Below are 18,614 nucleotides of genomic sequence, written 5' to 3'. Positions count from 1 at the left end.
GCCGCGTCCCGTGGGCGTCTTTGTCCTCACCGCCGCGCCGTCCGGGATGCGTCGACCGTGTATCCACGGCGCCGCTCCCGCAAACCGGTCTCCGGGCCGCTCACCCCGCCGCACGGCGACGCAGCAGCGCGTACCCCGCGCCGACGAGGCCCGCGGCGGCCACCGCCTTGCCCGCGTGATGACGGCTCGCCCACACCTGCGGGTCGAAGGCGTGCGCCTGGTCGTCGAACACGCCGTGTGCGCCGTAGTCCTCCTTCTCGTCCGACGGTGCGAAGAGGTTGCCGTGCCCTCCGGGCTGCGGATGGGCGTCGGTCTGCTGCGAGCCGAAGCCGGTGCGCGCCAGATAGCGGTCGAGCACCCCGGGTACGACGGCATTGGCCAGCAGGGTCAGCGCCGTGGACGTCCCCACCCAGTACTCACGTCGCTGCGGGTGGTCCGCGGCGCGCAGCACGGCCCGGGCGGCGAGCTCGGGCTGGTAGATCGGCGGCACCGGCCGGGCGTGGCGCGGCAGGTGGGTGCGCAGCCAGGTGAACTGCGGAGTGTTGACAGCCGGCATCTGCACCATGGTGACGCGTACCGCCGACTCGTCGTGCAGCAGTTCGCAGCGCACCGATTCGGTGAAGCCCTGGATGGCGTGCTTGGCTCCGCAGTACGCGCTCTGCAGCGGAATGCCGCGGTAGGCGAGCGCGGAGCCGACCTGCACGACGGCGCCGTGGTCCCGGGGCACCATGCGGTCCAGCGCCGCCCGGGTGCCGTGCACGTAGCCGAGGTACGTCGACCTCGTGGCCTGCAGGAATTCCTCGGGGGGAACGTCGGTGAACCTGCCGAAGGCCGCGCTGAAGGCGTTGTTCACCCAGACGTCGACCGGACCGAACTCCTCCTCGACGCGGCGGGCGGCTTCCTCCACCTGGTCCCACTCCGCCATGTCCGTGACGAGAGGCAGCGCCTGTCCCCCGGCCGCCCGGACGTCGGCCGCGGCCGCGTCGAGTCCGGCCCGGCCCCGGGCCAGCAGCGCCACCCTGTCACCGCGTGCGGCGAACATCGTGGCGGTCGCCCGCCCGATCCCCGCGCTCGCCCCGGTCACCACGACCGTCCGCCGTGTCGTCCCGTTCATCGATCCTCCTCACCAGCCGTGCGGGTGCGTCGGTACCGGGCGGCCCCCGTACGGTGCCGTGGAACCGGCGCCGCGTCGGACTCCCGCACCGGCGTCCCGCCGATGCGACCTCGTGAGCCGTCGCGGAAGAGTGGAGTACCCGGCGAGCGGGCTTCCGCGCCTGCCGATCGGGCGGGCGCCACCGTGCTCCTGCGGGGAGCTCTCCGGTGCGGCACTCGCCGCGCTGGAGCAGCCGTGATCACTTCGCGCGCGGCCGGCCGTCCGCGGGGCGCAGCGCGTCGGAGTAGAGAGCGAAGAGGCGGAGGGCGGGAGTGCCGTCTGCGCGGGCACCTTGCCGCAGTCGCTTCCAGCAGTCTGCGGCGAGGTGACGGGCGCGGATCCCGGGCCAGGGTTGTGGCAGCAGTTCCGGTGGCAGGAGGGGATCGGATCGCATCGCTGCGGCGAAACGGGCGGCGAGTTCGACGGCAGCGGTGAGCCGCCGGGCGTCCGACGGGTCGGGCTCCTCGGTGAGCCCGGCCAGGCAGCCCTCGGCGAAGGCGGCAAGGTGGTCGTACCGCCCGGCGATCCCGGTGAGTGGCCACAGTGCGGCGGCCAGGGCCCGCGGATCGGTGATGTCGCCGATCCGCAGGTCGGTGGTGGTGAAACGGGTGAGGGTACCGAGGACGCCGAGGTGCCGCGCCTGTGCGTCGACGAACTCGGCGATGGGGTTGGCGCTGGCGTACAGGCCGCTTTGGACGGGTGCGGCGCCGAGATGGAGGAGGTGCTCCCGCAGGGCGTCGCGGGCGGTGCGGCGCGACTCGGGAACGGCGAAGGCGAACAGGTGCCATGTGCCGTCCCACGAGGCGAGTCCGGCGTCCTGCCGGTAGGCATGGCGGACGTAGGCGGCGTCGGGTGCCAGGGATCCCGTCACGTCGGCCACGGCGTGCAGCGTGGCCTTGCGGCCGCGGCCTTCCTGCGTGAACCGGCCTTCGGCGACCAACCGTTTGACGCAGAGCCGGACCTGCTGGTCACTCATGCCGAGCAGGCCGGCGACGTCGTAGAGTTCGCCGGCGTCGACGGTGCCGTCCTCGCGGACCAGGGCGTGGACGACCAACCGGGTCGGGATCTCGGGCCGGTCGACCCTGTCGGGGGCGGTGGTGTTCATCGCGCCTCCCGCCCCCTCGTCGCGTCCGTGTCCGCGTCGGTGACAGGGCGGTACATGGTGGTGACCGCCCCGAAACCCATCAGACTGCGCAGGTAGGGGGTCTGCTCGGTGCGGTGGGAGGTGAAGCCGTGCCGCTCGTACAGCGCCCTGGCCCGGGGGTTGGTGTCGATGACGTCCAGGCGGATGCGTCGGCAGCCGTGGCCGGCGGCGACGGCGACGATCTCCCGCAGGAGGAGGCTGCCGACACCTTGGCCCCGGTGCGCCGCGTCGACGGCGATGCCGTCCATGACCAGCTCCCCCGCCGCGGGCGTGCGTTCGAACAGGGCGAGGAGCGCGAGCCGGGGAAGGCCGCGGAAGAAGCCGTAGGCGGACAGGACGTCCCTGACACCGCCACCGGTCAGCGCCCGGTCCCCGAGCCGGTAACCGGCCACGCCGACCACCCGGCCCGCGGCGAGCGCGACGACACCCCGGTCGCGGTGGAGGTGGGCCGCGATGAACGACCGCCCGGCACAGGGCGGGTCGAGCGCCGGGGCGAGCTTGCGGCCGAAGGCCTCCCAGTACAGGGCCGCCACCCGTTCCTCGCTGCCCTCGGGCACCCCCCTGTGCACCACCGGGCGGTTGTCCGCGCCTTGGGTCCTGCTGGTCGTTGACTCCACGCCACTCCCTCGTCCGGCGACGAACCGCCTTGCACTATCAAGAGTAATACGTTCATTCTGTCTACGACCGTTTTTCAAGCGATAGTTCTGGGGGTCGTGGTGTTCCGGACACGGGGAACGCCCACGCGGCGCGGGCGGCGGTGGGTGGTGTGGACGGTTGTGGGACTGCTGCTGGCGGCCTGCGGCCTCGCCGGGGTGGCGGCGTGGCAGAACACCTACGCCTTGCGCGAGGAAAAGGTGTCGCTGCGGCACGACGGAAAACTGCTGGAAGGGGTACTCGCCCGGCCCGCGGAGGGTGAGGGACCGTTCGGCCTGGTGGTGTTCGTCCATGGCGACGGGCCGGTCGACGCGACGCACGAGACGTTCTACCGGCCGCTGTGGGAGTCCTTCGCCCGCGCCGGGTACGCCTCGCTGTCGTTCAGCAAGCCCGGGATCGGGGGATCACAGGGCAACTGGCTCGACCAGAGTATGAGCGACCGGGCCGACGAGACGCTGGCCGCCGTGGCCTGGGCGCGCAACCGCCCCGACGTCGACGGCCGCCGCGTCGGCCTGTGGGGGGCGAGCCAGGCAGGCTGGGTCCTGCCCAAGGCCGCCGCACGGGACCGGCGGTTGCACTTCGTCATCGCCGTCTCGCCGGCCGTCAACTGGCTCCGGCAGGGCCGCTACAACCTCCTCGCCGAACTCGACCGGGACGGTGCGACCAGCCAGGAGAGGGCCGCGGCGCTGCGCCGGCGGGAGACGACCCTGCGCCTGCTGAAGCGGGGGGCGTCCTTCGACGAGTACCGGACCGCGGTCGGTGACGTGGGCGGCATGACAGCGGCCCGATGGGGGTTCATCACCAAGAACCACCGCTCGGACGCGACCGCCGATCTGCGCGCGATGCGCGGCACGCCGCTCCTTCTGGTGCTGGCCGGCCATGACGTCAACGTGGACGTGGGAGAGACCGAGGCCGTCTACCGGTCGCTCCTTCCCGCGGCGTCCCTGAGCGTCGCGCACTACCCCGGCGCCACCCACTCCTTGGTCGATCACGACATCGAGCGTTCGGACTGGCGCCTGACGATGACCGCGGTCTTCGCGCCCCGACAGCTCTACGCCAAGGGGTTCCCCGCGGACCAGGCCCGCTTCCTCAAGCAGCTCGACTCCCGCACGAGGGCCCGGTGCTCGGCGCCGGAACGACGGTGAACGCGGTGCGGGCTACCGCCCGTGTCGCACGCCGATCCGCGGGGGATCGAGCAGGGCGGGCGCCCGGGACACCGTGTCCGTGGCCCGTCTGGGCAGGTCGGGATGAGTGTGGAACGGGCGCCCGGATCACCCCCGGGCGCCATTGCTTTCGCTCTCCGTGGTGTCGTCCTCGGCAAGAAGGGCGTGGACACGTCGAGGTGGGCGCGGTTGTAGCACTCGACCAGCGCGCGCACGACGAGCGACTCGGCGACCGCCGTTCCCGATGCGAGGACCACCCGGCCCGGCGCACTTCACTCTCTCAGCGACCACCGGCACCGAGAGGCACGGAGGCGGTGTCCTTTCTCATCGACACGCACCCACACAGTGCTCGACTGCCGCTGCGGGAACAAGCGGGACGCCGGTGCCGGCGCGGCCACCGCGGGGGGCTGGTTCCTGCCGGGACCGTCCGTGCGCGCGCCGTCCCACTGATCTCTCGCCTCCGCCTGGGAGACGCGCTGCCGCGGGTCAGGCGATCCGGTCACCGCGAGCAGCCGCCTCCTCCTCGGTGCGCGCTCCCGCCGTCGCGAGTGTGCCGCCGGCGCTCTCCAGGTGGGCGCGCACGAACCACTGGAACTGCTCCAGGTCCCGCAACTGCTCGATGAGGAGGTCCTCGGTCGCGGCGTCGATGTCGCCCGCCACCTTGATGGCGGCGCGTACGTCCTCGATCACCCCGGTGTACACCAGGTCCAGGGCGCCGAGGTGGGCGATGGCGTCGGCGCGGCCGATGGAATAGTCCTCCCACGTGCGCTCCGTCACCAGCACGCCGGGCGTGCCCTGGGCGACGCCTCCGAGCGCGGCGATGCGCTCGGCCGTGTCGTCGGCCATGTCGCGCACCCGGTCCACCTGGGGGTCGATCATCTCGTGCACGGCGATGAAATGGGGCCCCACCACGTTCCAGTGCACGTGCTTGAGCGTCAGGTGCAGATCGTTCAGCGCGTGCAGCCGTGTGCGCAGCAGGCCGATCAGCCGGCCTGCCGCCTCACGTTCGATTCCCGGCACGGTGTAGGCGGGGGTGAAGTCCTCAGGCATGGGACAAATCCTTCCATATGGTCTCTTCGTATGGCGATCCGTACCACCGAATGCCCTGGATCGGCCCTCGTAGACGCGTGGATCGGCGGTATGGATCGCGCCAGGTCAGCTGCGCCGCAGGGCGCGTGGTCCGGGATCGGGACCTCACACCGGCTCCTGGAACACTTCGGGTTTGCCGGCCGAGCTGCGATCACGCACACCGGCGGACCGTGTGCTCACCGACGGGCCCGATCTCACCGGCGCCGACGGGGCCGAAGCCGGCCTGGGCCACGGAATGGGGTCATGGTGCGGCATCTGTGAGTTCGAGGGCGGCGAGTTCAGTTCGTGCGGTGACGCCGAGTTTGGGGAACGCTTTGTAGAGGTGATATCCGATGGTGCGCGGACTGAGGAACAGCTGGGCGGCGATGTCCCGATTGGACAGGCCGCGCGCTGCCAGCCTGATGATCTTCCGTTCTTGCGAGGTGAGCACGGCCAGTGGTCCGCCCTGGCCGGCCTCGGGTTTCCGTACGACTTCCCCGGTCGCGTCGAGCTCGGCGCGGGCTCGCTCCGCCCAAGGCGTGGCGCCGAGTCGCCGGAAGGTCTCGAAGGCGTCGCGGAGTTGGGTCCTGGCCTCGGTCTTGCGGCGCATGCGGCGCAGCCATTCGCCGTAGAGCAGAGCGGTTCGCGCGCGTTCGAACTGCCGGTCGTCGGGGTGCAGCCGCAATGCGGCCTGGTACAGCTCTGCAGCGTCTGCTTCCGGCGCGAGCAGTGCGCGGCAGCGTTGGACGTGCGCGTCGATCCACGGTTGCGTGGCATCGTGTGCCCAGTCCGTGAGCCGTGCGAGCGGCTTGTGGGCGTCGGCCGGCCGGCCGAGTCGCACCGCTGCCTCGACCAGGTCAGGAATGCTGCGCAAGCCGGGAAGCTGATGCCGCACCGGTCCGGTGTGAAGAGCGGCCAGGCGGGTGCGGGCGGACTCCCATCGAGCGTGACCGAGGTCGAGCAGGGCCAGCGCCCAGTGTGCCCAGGACATGCCGGGTGGGGGCGCGCCAGGCTCTGGCGCGGCCAGCGCGTCGTCGGCGAAGGCGTAGCAGCGTCGCTCGTCGCCCGCCACCGCGGACAGGTAGGCCAGCACGCCACTGATTTCGGCGGTCCACTGCCGGTGTCCGAGCTCCTCTGCAATGTGCAGCGCTTCGGTCGCCTCGTCCCAAGCTTCAGTGTGACGGCCGAGGAACAGTGAGGCTCGGGCCGCACACGCCAGCACCGGCGGCGTGCGGCCGATCCACCCACGGCCGCGGCACTGGGCGAGGAGCTCGCCGGCCACCCGGTGTGCCTCGGTGTCCTGGCCGGCGGCCTGAAGGCTGGTGGCTCCGACCAGGATCGTGTCGTGCGGGCCGCCGAATCCCGTCCGTTCGGCGGCTGCGATCCGTCGTGTGAGAGTCTCGGGATCCCGGTCCCCTTGTCCGATCGCGGACCGCACCACCCAGGTCAGCAGGCGGGCGACGTGGGTGAGCGGGTCGTCGGGCGGCAACGGTAAGGCATCCAGCCGGTTCGCGGAGTCTGCGATCTCGTGCTTCCCGAGATACCAGGCGGCGTGCACCGCGTCGAGCATCATGTGGGCGGCCGACTCCGGATCGCCGGCCCGGGTGAGCTCGGCTGCCTCCATCAGCAACTGGCGGGCCGTGCGGAGCAAGCCGTGATGGAACGCCGCGGCGGCGCGCACTCGGATGACGCGGACAGTCAAGTCCGGGTCGTCGGTGGCGGCGGCGCCGTGACGGGCGAGCTCGGTCATGCGTTCGATGTCACCCTCCTCTGCGATGGCTTCTGCGGCCAGCACGAATCGGCGGGCCCGGTCCGTGCCGGACTCCGTCAGCTGTGCTGCCCGTTCGTAGGCCGCCGCGGCGGCGGCGTATCCGCTTCGCTCGGTGGCCCGTTGGGCGGTGTTCTCCAGTTCCGCGGCCACATGCTCGTCGGGGCCGGCGGCCACCACGGCGTGGTGCCAGGCGCGCCGGTCGGCGTCTTCCGGCCGGTGCAGGACTTCGGCGAGGGCTGTGTGCACCACGAGGCGGAGGCTGATCGGCGCCGCCTGGTAGACGGCTGACCGCACGAGGGGGTGGCGGAAGCGCACGGTGTGGTTGTCCACCCGGAGCAGCCCCGCCGTTTCCGCCGGCACCAGATCCGTGGGGCGGCAGCCGAGAGGGCCGGCCGCGCGCAGGACGACGTCGCGGTCACCGGTGTCCTCAGTTGCCGCGACGAGCAGCAGGTGTTGGCTCGGCTCGGGTAGCCGCCGCACCTGGTCGAGAAAGGCCGCCTGGACCGCGTCGGTCATGGGCAGGGCCTGACCGGTGGTGACCGGCCGGTCCGCGGCGAGGGCGACCGGCAGTTCGAGGAGGGCGAGAGGGTTGCCTTGTGCTTCGGCCAGTACCCGGTACCGGTCGGAGGGGGTCAGCGTGGCGGCGTGCTCGGCCAGTAGTCCGGCGGCGGCAGGCGCATCAAGCCCCGTCAGGGGCATATGGGCGAGTCCAGAGGCGTCGAAGCCGGTCCGGGCGGCGATGATCAACGCGATGCCCTCGGCGTCGAGCCGCCGTGCGGCGAACAGCAGAGCCTCGGCCGACGCCCGGTCCAGCCACTGCGCGTCGTCGACGAGACACAGAACGGAACCACCGGCGGCGAATTCGGCGAGGAGGGAGAGGACAGCGAGGCCGACGAGCATGCGGTCGCCCGGTTCGGCCGGGGCGAGACCGAAGGCCCCACGCAAGGCACGCGCCTGGGGTGCAGGGAGGGCGTCCGTGCGGTCGAGAGCGGGTCGCAGCAGCAGGTGCAAGCCGGCGAACGGCAGGTGTGCCTCGGACTCGATCGCGGTGCTGCGCACGACCCGCACCCCGTCGGCCGCGGACGCCGCGTGCTCCAGCAGTGCGGTCTTGCCTATCCCCGGCTCCCCGGTGATGAGCAGGCAACCGCTGAGCCCGGTCCGGCAGTCCGCCAGCAACCGGTCGATGACTGATATCTCGTCACTCCGTCCGTGCAACACCTGGCGAGGGTACTTAAACCGTCCGGAAATCCCAGGCCGGATTGCCGGGACGTAACAGATTCCGCACCCCGTCAACGGCCGTAGCTTGACGGAGCAGCGCGGCGGAGGGAGATCGACCATGTCCGGCACCGATGAGCCGGCCAGGCGGTACCTGGCGAGTTGGTACGAGCGCGCCCGGCCAGGCTCCGGGCGCTCGTCGATGAGCTCTGGACCGACGACGTCGGCTACCTCGTTCCGATCGTGGCTGCCGAGGGCCGCGACGCCACCGAGGACGTGGTGGCCACGGCCCAGCGTCAGTTCCCCGTGGTCATCGGCCTGGTCGTCATGGTCTACGAACGCACCCGACTACGCCGCGTTCACGGCTTCCTCGACCCCGTCCCCGCACACATCCCCTCACCAGGAGCTGGAAGTTGACACCTGATCCGACGGTCCTTCACCCGCTGCCGGCACATGACCGGGTGGTGTTCCTCAAACCACTGGTCAGCTCACCGAAGATCGTCGTGGGTGAGTACGCCTACTACGACGACCCGGACGGCGCCACCGGTTTCGAGCACCACAACGTGCTCTATGCCTACGGCCCGGAACGGCTGGTCATCGGCAAGTACTGCGCCATCGCCGCGGGCACCCGGTTCCTGATGGCCGGCGCCGAGCACCCGACGATGGGCGTGTCCACCTTCCCGTTCACCATGTTCGGCGGTGAGTGGGCCAAGCGGACCCTCGACATCGTCACCGGCATGCCCAGCCGGGGCGACACAGTGGTCGGCAACGACGTCTGGTTCGGCCACCGGTCCACCGTCATGCCCGGCGTACGAATCGGCGACGGCGCCATCATCGCCGCGGGAGCGGTCGTCACTGCGGACGTACCTCCGTACACCATCGTCGGCGGCAACCCGGCCCGCCTGATCCGGCAACGGTTCGACGACGTCGACATCGACCGGCTCCTTCATGCCGCCTGGTGGGACTGGCCGGCCGAGCTGGTCACCGAGCACGCCCACACCATCATGGCCGGCATCCCGGCCGACATCGCCCGTATCGCCACCGACCACGGACTGGAGGCCGTGTGACAGACGTGTCGATCGAGGAACATCCCGTGGCCGGCAGCGGACCGTACGCGATCACCACCGGTCCGGACGGCGCACTGTGGTACACGCTGGTCCACAGTGGCCAGATCGGCCGGCTCGTGCCCGGCGACGAACCGGAGAGCTGGCGGCTCGACCCGGGCTGCGGACCGACGATCATCACCACCGGGCCGGACGGCGCCTTGTGGTTCACCGAATATCAAGCACACCGCATCGGCCGGATCACCGTCGACGGCGCCGTCGCGGAGTTCGCGTTGCCCACCCCGGAAAGCGGGCCGTTCGGCATCGCGGCCGGATCCGACGGGGCGCTGTGGTTCACCGAGACCACAGGCGACCGCATCGGTCGCATCACCACCAACGGTGAAGTGACCGAGTTCCCGCTCCCGGCCACCGGCGCGTTCCCGTCCGCGATCACCGCAGGCGCGGACGGCGCGATGTGGTTCACCATGAACCAGGCCAACGCGATCGGCCGGATCGGCACCGACGGCACGGTCACCGTGCACCCGCTGCCCACCGCGGCCGCCGCACCGGTGGGCATCACACTCGGTCCCGACGACGCCGTCTGGTACGTCGCGATCGCCGCCGGTCACATCGGCCGCGTCACCACCGAGGGCGAGATCACGGAGTTCCCGCTGCCCGACCGCACAGGCCGGCCGCACGCCATCGCTCCGGGCGCAGACGGCGCCCTGTGGTTCACGGAGTGGGGCGGCAACCGCGTCGGCTCCATCACCACCGACGGCGTGATCAAGGTGCACGACCTGCCCACATCCGGCTCTGAGCCGCACGGCATCGCCCTCGGCCCTGACGGTGCCCTGTGGACGGCGCTGGAAACCGGCGCCCGCATCAACAGAGAACCGTTGCCGTAGCCCAGGAGACAACGATGCCGGTGACGTTCGCCCACACCGTCATCCCCGCCAGGAACCGCGGTGAGTCGGCCGGGTTCTTCCGCACGTTGTTCGAACTGCCCGAGGCACCGTCGTGGGGCCCGTTCGCCACCGTTCAGCTCGACGAAGGCGTGCTGCTGCAATTCGCCGAGCTGCCCGACGTCGACGCGCCTTGTCAACCGCACCACCCGAAAGGATTCCATGACACACACCGCCATCGATTCCGGCGCCGAATTCGACCGGCAGGTCCGCCGGCTCATCGAACGGGACTACCCGACGACGGCCGGCCTGACCCCGCAACAGTTCACCGCCCTGGTCGCACCCCTACGCAACCTCACCGCCGACATCGGACACGGCGTGGGGGAACCGGGCACCGGACACATCCCCTTCCTGCTCGTGGTCACTCGCAATGTCGTCGCAATCGAGCAGATGATGCCCCGCACCACCCTCCACGGAAAGGCCAAGCCCGGCTTCGTCGACCGGTCCTTCGAGCCCGGCGCCCTTGAGCGATTCGTCACCATCAAGGAGATCGGCCTCCCCGGCCAGCGCGCCTACCTGTTGCTGGACATCGAGCGCGGAGAGCAGTTCTGCGGCGCCGTACCCAACGACGCCATGGACGCCATCACCGCGAAGGGACGGAGCCTGCTCACCATCGAGGAAGGAATCGCGATGATCACCCACTTCCCCGGGATTCTGGTCAAGAACAAGTGCTTCTCTCTCGGCGGTTCACGTTCCGGCGACCGCCGCGTCCCAGCGATCTGGATCAGCCGGCACGCTCCCAAACTCGGCTGGTGCTGGGAAGGTAACCCCCACACATGGCTCGGCATGGCCTCGGCCGGCTCCCGCAGGTCTCTACGATCCTCGGTGTAGCTCCCGATCATGGTGCCGGCGAGCAGTGCGGGCAGTTGGTCGACCGGGCCCGTGCGAGTGGCAAGAACGGCAGAGGCTGCCGACCGCCGTCGACGAGATGGTCCTGTCGCTGCCAGCTCTCCCTGCCCGAGCCCGCCTGCGCACACCGGCTCGGACATCATGACCCGCATTACTTCTCCGGCCGCCATGATGGAGTCATGTCCGGCAGCCCACAGCACCCTGCACCTGCGCCGATGAACCTGACGGGCACGGTCGCCGAGGACCTCGCGCTGTACTGGGAGAAGTTCCGGCGGCCGTCTGGTCACCGGGGGCGTACGACCACTGACCTCGGAATCAATCATCTGGGTGTCCCACCCGGGGCGACAAGCCCTGCCTCGTAGGCGAAGACGACGGCCTGGACGCGGTCGCGCAGGTCCAGCTTCGACAGGATGCGGCCGACGTGGCTTTTGACCGTGGTCGGGCTGAGGAACAGCCGGGAGGCGAGTTCGGCATTACTGAGGCCCGTCGCGAGTAGGCGGAGCACCTCGAGCTCGCGCGGGGTCAGGCCGGACAGATCGCGGTGCGGGGCGATGGTCTGCGGTTCGTCGTGACGGGCGAAGCGCTCGATCAGCCGACGAGTGATCGTGGGCGCGAGGAGAGCGTCGCCGGTCTGCACCAGGCGTAAGGCGGAGACCAGATGTTCGGGGGTGACGTCCTTGAGTAGAAAGCCGCTGGCGCCGGCTGTGAGCGCGGCGTAGACGTAGTGGTCGAGGTCGTATGTGGTGAGGATGATGACCCGCGTTTCGGCCGGACCGGCGTCGCCGATGATGCGCCTGGTGGCCTCGATGCCGTCCATCTGCGGCATCCGGATGTCCATGAGGACGACGTCGGGTCGCGTACGGCGGACCGCTGCGACAGCCTCGGCCCCGTCGGCGGCCTCGGCCGTCACTTCGATGCCGTCCGCGGCCAGGATCATTCTGAAACCGGTGCGTACGAGGGCTTGGTCGTCGGCGATGACGGCGCGCAGCGGTGGCTGGTCCTTGTTCATACGGTGCTCCGCGGGATGCGGGCCGTGACCCGGTAGCCGCCGGCGTTTGTCCGTCCGGCCGTCAGCTCGCCCTTGTAGACGGCCAACCGTTCGCGCAGCCCCAGGTGGCCACGGCCGTTGCTCTGCGTCGGCGGGGACTCCTTGGTGCCGCCGGTGTCCGTGATCTCGATCTCCAGACAGGCGTCACTGTAACCGATGGCGACGGACGCCTGCGCGCCGCGCGCATGCTTGATCGTGTTGGTCAGTGCCTCCTGTACGACGCGGTACGCGGCGAGGTCCACCCCCGGCGGCAGCGGATCCGGCGGCAGCGACACCCCGACGCTCACGGGCGTACCGGCGGCGCGTACTCGTGCGACGAGCGCGTCGAGCTGTGCGAGCCCGGGCTGGGGCTCCAGGCTGTCGGGCCTCTCGTGGTCCGGGGCGGCCAGCAGGCCCATCACATGGCGGAGTTCGGCCATGGCGGCCCGACCGCCCGCCTCGACGGCCAGTAGTGCCTCCTTCGACTGCTCGGGCGCCATGTCCATCACTTTGCGGGCCGCGCCGGCCTGGATCACCATCACGCTCACATTGTGGGTCACGACGTCGTGCAGTTCGGCGGCGATACGGGCACGCTCCTCCTCGACGGCGCGGCGCGTGGCCTCCTCCTGAGCGGCCTGCAGTTCTGTCATCCGGTCCCGGCTGGACGCCAGCCGCAGTTGCAGGAAGCGGACGAGGCTGGCCAGCATCCCGGCCACCAGGAGCACGAAGCCCGGGCTGGACCATGCGGGGAGCACGGGGTCCGCGTTGCGGAATGCGAAACCGGACAGCGCGGCGGCGATCACCAGGACGGCGATCGCCGTTATCCGGTAACGGCTGTATACGACGGCACTGTAGGCGCCGATGACACAGGCCAGGACGGTGATCCAGGAGGCGGAGCTGCCGATGGCCAGTGCCGCGCCGAGCACCACCACGAATAGGGTCAGCGGATACCGGCGCCGGGCTGCCAGCGGCAGCGTCGACAGCACTACCAGGGCCCAGGGCACGGAGGAGGGTTCTTCCTCCACGGGCGCCTGACCAGGGTCGGGGGGCGAGGGCGGGGCCGGGACCCCGGTCCCGGCGTCCACCGTAGGGGGGTTGCTGTTCACCGGTCCGTCGCCGGGATAGCGCACCGCCACGAACAGGGCAATGACGGTCAGTACGACCGCCAGCACCACATCGGCGCGCACCGCTCGCCGGGACAACGCAGCGGCCTTCGCCTCCGGGCGTAGCGCGTCGATGAGTTGCCGATGCCAGCTGCGCCGGTCTTCCGTCTCCATCCGTGCATTGTGCTGCGCTCTCCGCTCGGCCCGCGTCCGCCTGTCCGGCCAGGGCATTGCCCCAGAGGCCTACTTCTCAGGGATGACTCCGCGGCCGAATCCTCCGCGGGTTGGTTCCGCGGCCGAGGCGCCCCGTACGCGGCACCTCTAGGTTCGCAGGACCGGCAACGGCATGTGCCTCTCGCGACCGCAAGGACGGACAACTCGTATGCATCAAGTGATCGAACTGGAGGGTGTGGCGAAGCGCTACGACAGCGCTGGCGCGCCGGCGCTCGGACCGCTCACACTCAGCGTCGCCAAAGGTGAGGCCCTTGCCGTTACGGGTCCTTCCGGCAGCGGCAAGTCCACGCTGCTGAACCTCGTCGCCGGCCTGGACAAACCGACCGATGGCGCTGTGGTCGTGGCTGGGCGACGGATCGACCAGTTGAGCGAGCACGCCCTCGCCAAGTTCCGTCGCGAACACGTCGGCATGGCCTTCCAGTTCTTCAACCTTCTCGACGACCTCACCGTCACCGACAACATCCAACTCCCGGCCCAGCTGACCGGGACCAGCCGGCGTAAGGCCGCGGCCCGCGCGGGTGAGCTCATGGAGATGCTGGGCATCCAGAAGCACGCCCGCGCCTACCCGGGCCGACTGTCCGGAGGTGAACGCCAGCGGGTCGGTGTCGCCAGGGCGTTGGTCAACCGGCCCGCGCTGCTGCTCGCCGACGAGCCGACCGGTGCGCTCGACACCGCATCGGGCCACGACGTCCGCACCCTGCTCCTTGATCTGCACCGCGCAGGACAGACGATCGTCCTGGTGACGCACGACCTGTCCCTTGCGGAGGCGTGCGCGAGCCGCACGATCCACCTGGTCGACGGTCACCTCGCCCTCGACACGTACGCGCGGGCCGTCCGATGAGCCTGTTCGGTACCGGCGCGCTGGGCCGGGTCGTACGCTCCGGCGTCGGCAGGCGGCGGGTGCAGACCGTGGTGATCGCCGTGGCCACGATGATGGCCGTGGCCACGGCCGTCGTCGCAGGGGCGCTGATGGTCGCCGCGACCGCTCCTTTCGACAACGCCTTCAAGAAGCAGCGGGGCTCGCACATCACCGCGCAGTTCGATCCGGCCAAGGCGAGTGCGGCGGAGCTGGCGAAGACCGGGAAGCTGCCCGGCGTCGCCGCGAGCGCGGGACCGTACCCGTCCACGTCGGTCCGTCCGGTGGACCGGGCGGGCTTCCAACTGCCGACGCTGACCCTGGTCGGGCGGCCCGGCCCTGACGGCGCCGTGGACCGGGTGGATCTGAAGTCGGGCCGGTGGACGCAGAAGCCGGGCGAGATCGTGCTCGACGCGTCGTTCGAAGGGCCCACCGTCGGGATCGGCACCCCCATGAGGACGTCGGACGCCAAGGACGCCCCGACCCTTACGATCGTCGGCTTCGCCGTCTCCGCCAGCAAGACCGCCGACTCCTGGGCGGCTCCCGCGCAGGTCGACGCGCTGGCGTCGAAGGGCTACCCGGTCGTGAGTCAGATGCTCTACCGCTTCGACTCCGCGAGCACGAAGCAGCAGATACTCGCCGACCGGAAGAAGCTCGCCGAGTCCGTGGGGCCCGCAGCGCTCCTTGGGACCCAGTCCTGGCTGGACACCAAGCGCGCCGCCGATCAGGGTGCGGCGGCGACCGTCCCGTTTGTGATGGCTTTCGGCGCGCTCGGCATCGTGATGTCGGTGATCATCGTCAGCAGTGTGATCAGTGGCGCGGTCGGCACCAGCCTGCGCAGGATCGGCATCCTCAAGGCCATCGGCTTCACTCCGCGCGAGGTCGTACGCGCCTACGTGGCCCAGGCGCTGATCCCGGCCGTCGTCGGCATCGGCCTGGGCGTCGCCCTGGGCAACTTCCTGGCAGTGCCACTGCTGTCCGACACCGAGTCGGTGTACGGCGGAGTCTCGCTCTCGGTGGCCTGGTGGGTGGATGTCACCGTGCCGGCCGCAGCCCTGGTCGTCGTGGGGCTCGCGGCGCTGATTCCCGCGCTGCGGGCCGGAAGGCTGCGGACGGTCGAGGCCATCGCGGTCGGCCGGGCGCCGCGCACGGGGCGTGGCCGGTGGGCGCACCGGGCGATGGGGATGCTGCCGCTGCCGCGGCCGGTGACCTACGGTCTCGCCACCCCCTTCACGCATCCGGTACGTACCCTCGCGATGCTGCTCGCGGTGGCCTTCGGCACGGCCGCAGCGACGTTCACGGTGGGTCTTACCTCGTCCCTGAACGCGATCGGCACCTCGCAGGACCCCGAGAACCGTGCCGCGGTCACGGTCACGACGACCAAGGCGATCGAGGTCGCTCCCCCGCCGCCTCCTTCTGTAGGGGGCGGCGGGGGAGATCCACCTCCCCCCGGCGGCAGCGAGTCGGGCCCGCCTCCCGTGGAGAACAGCGCGGCGAGCACGTCCAAGAAGCCCAAGGTCGCCGACCCTGCGAAGGTGCGGTCCATGGTCACGTCGCAGCCGGGCACGGAGTCGTACTACGGCAAGGCCCGGACCGAGGTCGCAGTGGCCGGGGTCTCCGGCTCGATCCAGGCCAGCCTCTACGAGGGTGATTCGCGCTCCGGCAGCTACGAGATGCTCTCCGGGCACTGGATCACCGGTAAGGGGCAGGTCGTGGTGCCCTCGCGCTTCCTGGAGAGGACCAGCACCAAGATCGGTGACACGGTGCGGGTGACATACGAGAAGGAGACCGCGAACCTGCGGATCGTGGGCGAGTCCTTCGACACGTCGGGCAGCCAGCTGGAGATCCACGCGGACATGGCCGACTTCAAGTCGGCCGAGCCCAGTACCTTCCTCGTCGAAACGAAGTCCGGCGTCTCCGCCGACGAGTACGCCCGGAAGGTCGCCGCGGTCGTGCAGCCGCTGGGCGGCGACGCCACGACCAGCACCGAAGAGGGCCAGGACGGCGTCATCCTCATCATGGCCGCAATGGCGGCGGTGCTCACCCTCATGCTGATCACCGTGGCCGGCCTCGGCGTACTCAACTCCGTGGTCCTCGACACCCGGGAACGCATCCACGACCTGGGCGTCTGCAAGGCGATCGGCATGACGCCGCGGCAGACCATGAGCCTCGTGCTCGCCTCGGTGGCGGTGATCGGCGTGATCGGCGGGCTGATCGGCGTGCCGGCGGGGTACGCGCTGCACAGCGTCGTCGTGCCGGTGATGGGGAGTGCCGTGGGCACCGGTCTGCCGTCGCTTGTCCTCGATGTGTACGGGCCTTTCCAGCTGCTCCTGCTGGGCCTCGGCGGCGTCGTGATCGCGATGCTGGGCGCGCTGATCCCGGCCGGCTGGGCCGCCAGGGCACATACGGCCACGGCACTGCGCACCGAGTAGCGTCCGGCAGAGCGCGAGCCGCTGGGACAGACCGCCAGGCCCCGGGGCCGGGCTGCCCGTACCGGCACAGGCGACGAGGTCCCCGTCCAGTACTCCAGCAGCGGTTCGTGTCCTGAGCTGCGTTCGGTAGTGGCAGCTGCGGGCGATGGCTTGGCGATGGCTTCTCCAGGCCGACCACTTCAGTGCGTGGGTGACGGGATCGCGATCGGCTCGTGGGTGGGGCAGGAGGGTGTCCAGGAGCCGATGGCTTCCAAAACCCTCACCTGCCCCTAGACACCACACGGGCCGTGGACGCCGACGGCAGCGTGTCCAGCGGATGCACGGAAGGCGCCGTCCACGACAGTGCCGACAGGTACTCAAGCCGGGCGATCCCCCAACCCGGGCACCGTTCGGCTACTCCGACGACGCCTTGGCCGTGGGCCTGACTTGCGGCGGCGAACTCGGCATCACGCGACGACCCTTACTGCTCGGTGGGTTCGAGGCTCACCTGACGCGCCATCAGAACGAGCGTCAGGTCTGTACGGAAGGAAACAGGTCGAGCAACCCACCCGGACCACAAAACGGCAGGTCAGGCGCCCTTCTCAGCAGGCTCCAGAATAGCCACGCACTCCACGTGCGACGTCATCGGGAACAGGTCGAACACCCGCAGCGTCCGCACCCGGTACCCCCCGTCCCTGAAGTACGCCAGGTCGCGCGCCAGCGCCGCCGGATCGCAGGCGACGTACGCGATCCTGCGGGCGCCCAGGGACGACAGGTGCTCCACCGTCCTGCGGCCGGCGCCGGCCCGCGGCGGGTCGAGGACGACGAGGTCGACCTCCGTGATGCCCGTGCGGGGCAGGACCGCCTCGACCTTGCCCTGCTCGATGCGGACGCGGGGGAAGTCCGCGAGGTTGTGGCGGGCGTCCTCCACCGCGCGCTTGCCGGACTCGATGCCGAGGACCGCGCCCGCCTCGCCGACCCGGTCGGCCAGGGCGCCCGCGAACAGGCCGACGCCGCAGTAGAGGTCGAGGGCCATGTCGCCCTTGCGCGGCAGCAGGCCCTGCATGACCGCGGTGACGAGGGTGTCGGCGGCCTTCGGGTGAACCTGCCAGAAGCCGCCGTTGCCGACGCGGTACGTGCGGCCGTCGGCGCGTTCGCGGACGAAGGGGCGGCCGTGGACGCGGTGGACCTGACCGGAGCGTTCGTCGATGCGCAGGACCGAGACGGGGCGGTCGAGTTCGACCAGCGGGAGACGGGCGCCGGGCTTCGGGGTGAGGACGACCTGGCGGTCCTGGGAGCCCGTCGCGGCGATCGCCTCGACGGAGTCCATGCCGGTCCAGTCCCGCTTCTCGATGCCCAGCTCGCTGACGCCCTCCGCGGCGATCATGCAGTGGTCGACCGGCTCGACCTCGTGCGAACGGTGCCGGCGCAGTCCCGCGCGGCCGTCCGCGGTCACCGCGTACTGCACACGCGTGCGCCACGCCGGGACCTGGCCGGCGGGGACCTTGTCGCCCTCGGCCGGCATCACGGTGCCGTCCCAGCCGGCCTCCTCGGGGGTGAGCCCGGCCAGGCGCCGCAGCTGCTCGGCGACGACCTCGCCCTTCAGGCGCCGCTGCGCGCCGGGCTTGGCGTGCTGCCAGTCGCAGCCGCCGCAGCGGCCGGGCCCGGCGAACGGGCAAGGGGCGTCGATCCGGTCCTTGGAGGCGTCCAGCACCCGCACCGCGTCGGCGCGCAGGAAGCGGGCCCCCTCCTCGCCCTCCGTGACCTGCGCGACGACCCGCTCGCCGGGCAGGGCGTGCCGGACGAAGAGGACCTGGCCCTCGGACGTACGGGCGATGCAGTGGCCGCCGTGGGCGACGGGGCCGACCTCGACCTCGTACTCCTCCCCCACCAGTGATTTCCTCGGTTCTGCCTGCATGGCGGGGTGACTCCACAACATCGGGAACGGGCGGACGGGCGCT

The 18,614-nt window shown here is 70.8% G+C and carries 15 protein-coding genes; 7 read left to right on the top strand and 8 right to left on the bottom strand.

Translation table 11 applies throughout. The features are described 5' to 3' along the window. Positions 1-100: 100 nt before the first annotated feature. From BU52_RS07480 to BU52_RS07470, 3 genes are all read right to left on the bottom strand, one after another. Positions 101-1,114, bottom strand: coding sequence for an SDR family oxidoreductase (locus BU52_RS07480; RefSeq protein WP_037930146.1), 1,014 nt, complete (start codon positions 1,112-1,114; stop codon positions 101-103). Positions 1,115-1,352: 238 nt separating this feature from the next. After that, a complete protein-coding gene (locus BU52_RS07475; RefSeq protein WP_037930143.1) occupies positions 1,353-2,258 on the bottom strand; it encodes a PaaX family transcriptional regulator C-terminal domain-containing protein in 906 nt (301 codons plus the stop codon). Then, complete coding sequence (locus BU52_RS07470; RefSeq protein ID WP_037930140.1) at positions 2,255-2,914, bottom strand: GNAT family N-acetyltransferase; 660 nt, start codon at positions 2,912-2,914, stop codon at positions 2,255-2,257. Before BU52_RS07470 ends, BU52_RS07475 begins: the two co-directional genes overlap by 4 nt. A gap of 159 nt (positions 2,915-3,073) precedes the next feature. On the opposite strand from BU52_RS07470, the gene BU52_RS07465 reads away from it, so the two are divergent. Continuing rightward, on the top strand, positions 3,074-4,096 hold the full coding sequence (locus tag BU52_RS07465; RefSeq protein ID WP_235216276.1) for an alpha/beta hydrolase family protein: 1,023 nt from the start codon (positions 3,074-3,076) through the stop codon (positions 4,094-4,096). 504 nt (positions 4,097-4,600) lie between these two features. Here the strand turns inward: BU52_RS07465 and dps are convergent. Beyond that, a complete protein-coding gene (gene dps, locus BU52_RS07460; protein WP_037930136.1) occupies positions 4,601-5,164 on the bottom strand; it encodes a DNA starvation/stationary phase protection protein Dps in 564 nt (187 codons plus the stop codon). A gap of 280 nt (positions 5,165-5,444) precedes the next feature. After that, positions 5,445-8,291: a helix-turn-helix transcriptional regulator gene (locus BU52_RS07455; protein WP_078903144.1), complete on the bottom strand. Its 2,847-nt coding sequence runs from the start codon at positions 8,289-8,291 to the stop codon at positions 5,445-5,447. A gap of 39 nt (positions 8,292-8,330) precedes the next feature. On the opposite strand from BU52_RS07455, the gene BU52_RS07450 reads away from it, so the two are divergent. The 4 genes from BU52_RS07450 to BU52_RS07435 all read left to right on the top strand — a co-directional run bounded on the left by BU52_RS07450 (position 8,331) and on the right by BU52_RS07435 (position 11,004). Next, positions 8,331-8,585 carry a hypothetical protein gene (locus BU52_RS07450; RefSeq protein WP_037930130.1) on the top strand — a complete coding sequence of 85 codons (255 nt, stop codon included), beginning with the start codon at positions 8,331-8,333 and terminating at the stop codon, positions 8,583-8,585. Further along, positions 8,582-9,235, top strand: coding sequence for a CatB-related O-acetyltransferase (locus BU52_RS07445; protein WP_037930127.1), 654 nt, complete (start codon positions 8,582-8,584; stop codon positions 9,233-9,235). The genes BU52_RS07450 and BU52_RS07445 overlap by 4 nt, the downstream gene beginning before the upstream one ends. Continuing rightward, the gene (locus BU52_RS07440; protein WP_037930123.1) at positions 9,232-10,116 is read left to right on the top strand and encodes a Vgb family protein; all 885 of its coding nucleotides are present in this window, start codon (positions 9,232-9,234) and stop codon (positions 10,114-10,116) included. The genes BU52_RS07445 and BU52_RS07440 overlap by 4 nt, the downstream gene beginning before the upstream one ends. Before the next feature lie 219 nt (positions 10,117-10,335). Next, positions 10,336-11,004, top strand: a complete 669-nt coding sequence (locus BU52_RS07435) for a DUF5701 family protein (RefSeq protein ID WP_037930120.1) — start codon at positions 10,336-10,338, stop codon at positions 11,002-11,004. A 337-nt stretch (positions 11,005-11,341) separates the two neighbouring features. On the opposite strand, the gene BU52_RS07430 is transcribed toward BU52_RS07435, so the two are convergent. Together BU52_RS07430 and BU52_RS07425 are read right to left on the bottom strand one after the other, a co-directional pair. After that, on the bottom strand, positions 11,342-12,031 hold the full coding sequence (locus BU52_RS07430) for a response regulator (RefSeq protein WP_037930117.1): 690 nt from the start codon (positions 12,029-12,031) through the stop codon (positions 11,342-11,344). After that, positions 12,028-13,326, bottom strand: coding sequence for a sensor histidine kinase (locus tag BU52_RS07425; protein WP_037930115.1), 1,299 nt, complete (start codon positions 13,324-13,326; stop codon positions 12,028-12,030). Before BU52_RS07425 ends, BU52_RS07430 begins: the two co-directional genes overlap by 4 nt. A gap of 208 nt (positions 13,327-13,534) precedes the next feature. Here BU52_RS07425 and BU52_RS07420 point away from each other — a divergent pair, with 208 nt between their 5' ends. Both BU52_RS07420 and BU52_RS07415 read left to right on the top strand, forming a co-directional pair. Then, positions 13,535-14,227 (top strand): ABC transporter ATP-binding protein, encoded by a 693-nt coding sequence (locus BU52_RS07420; protein WP_037930112.1) that lies wholly within the window; start codon positions 13,535-13,537, stop codon positions 14,225-14,227. Further along, positions 14,224-16,674: an ABC transporter permease gene (locus BU52_RS07415; protein ID WP_037930109.1), complete on the top strand. Its 2,451-nt coding sequence runs from the start codon at positions 14,224-14,226 to the stop codon at positions 16,672-16,674. The genes BU52_RS07420 and BU52_RS07415 overlap by 4 nt, the downstream gene beginning before the upstream one ends. 568 nt (positions 16,675-17,242) lie before the next feature. Here the strand turns inward: BU52_RS07415 and BU52_RS07410 are convergent. Continuing rightward, complete coding sequence (locus BU52_RS07410; protein ID WP_037930106.1) at positions 17,243-18,571, bottom strand: class I SAM-dependent RNA methyltransferase; 1,329 nt, start codon at positions 18,569-18,571, stop codon at positions 17,243-17,245. Positions 18,572-18,614: the final 43 nt, after the last annotated feature.

The sequence above is a fragment of the Streptomyces toyocaensis genome, assembly GCF_000725125.1.
GTDB classification, from domain to species: Bacteria; Actinomycetota; Actinomycetes; order Streptomycetales; family Streptomycetaceae; genus Streptomyces; species Streptomyces toyocaensis.
Note: the sequence above shows the minus strand (reverse complement) of the source record. Positions and strands in the feature narration are given on the sequence as shown.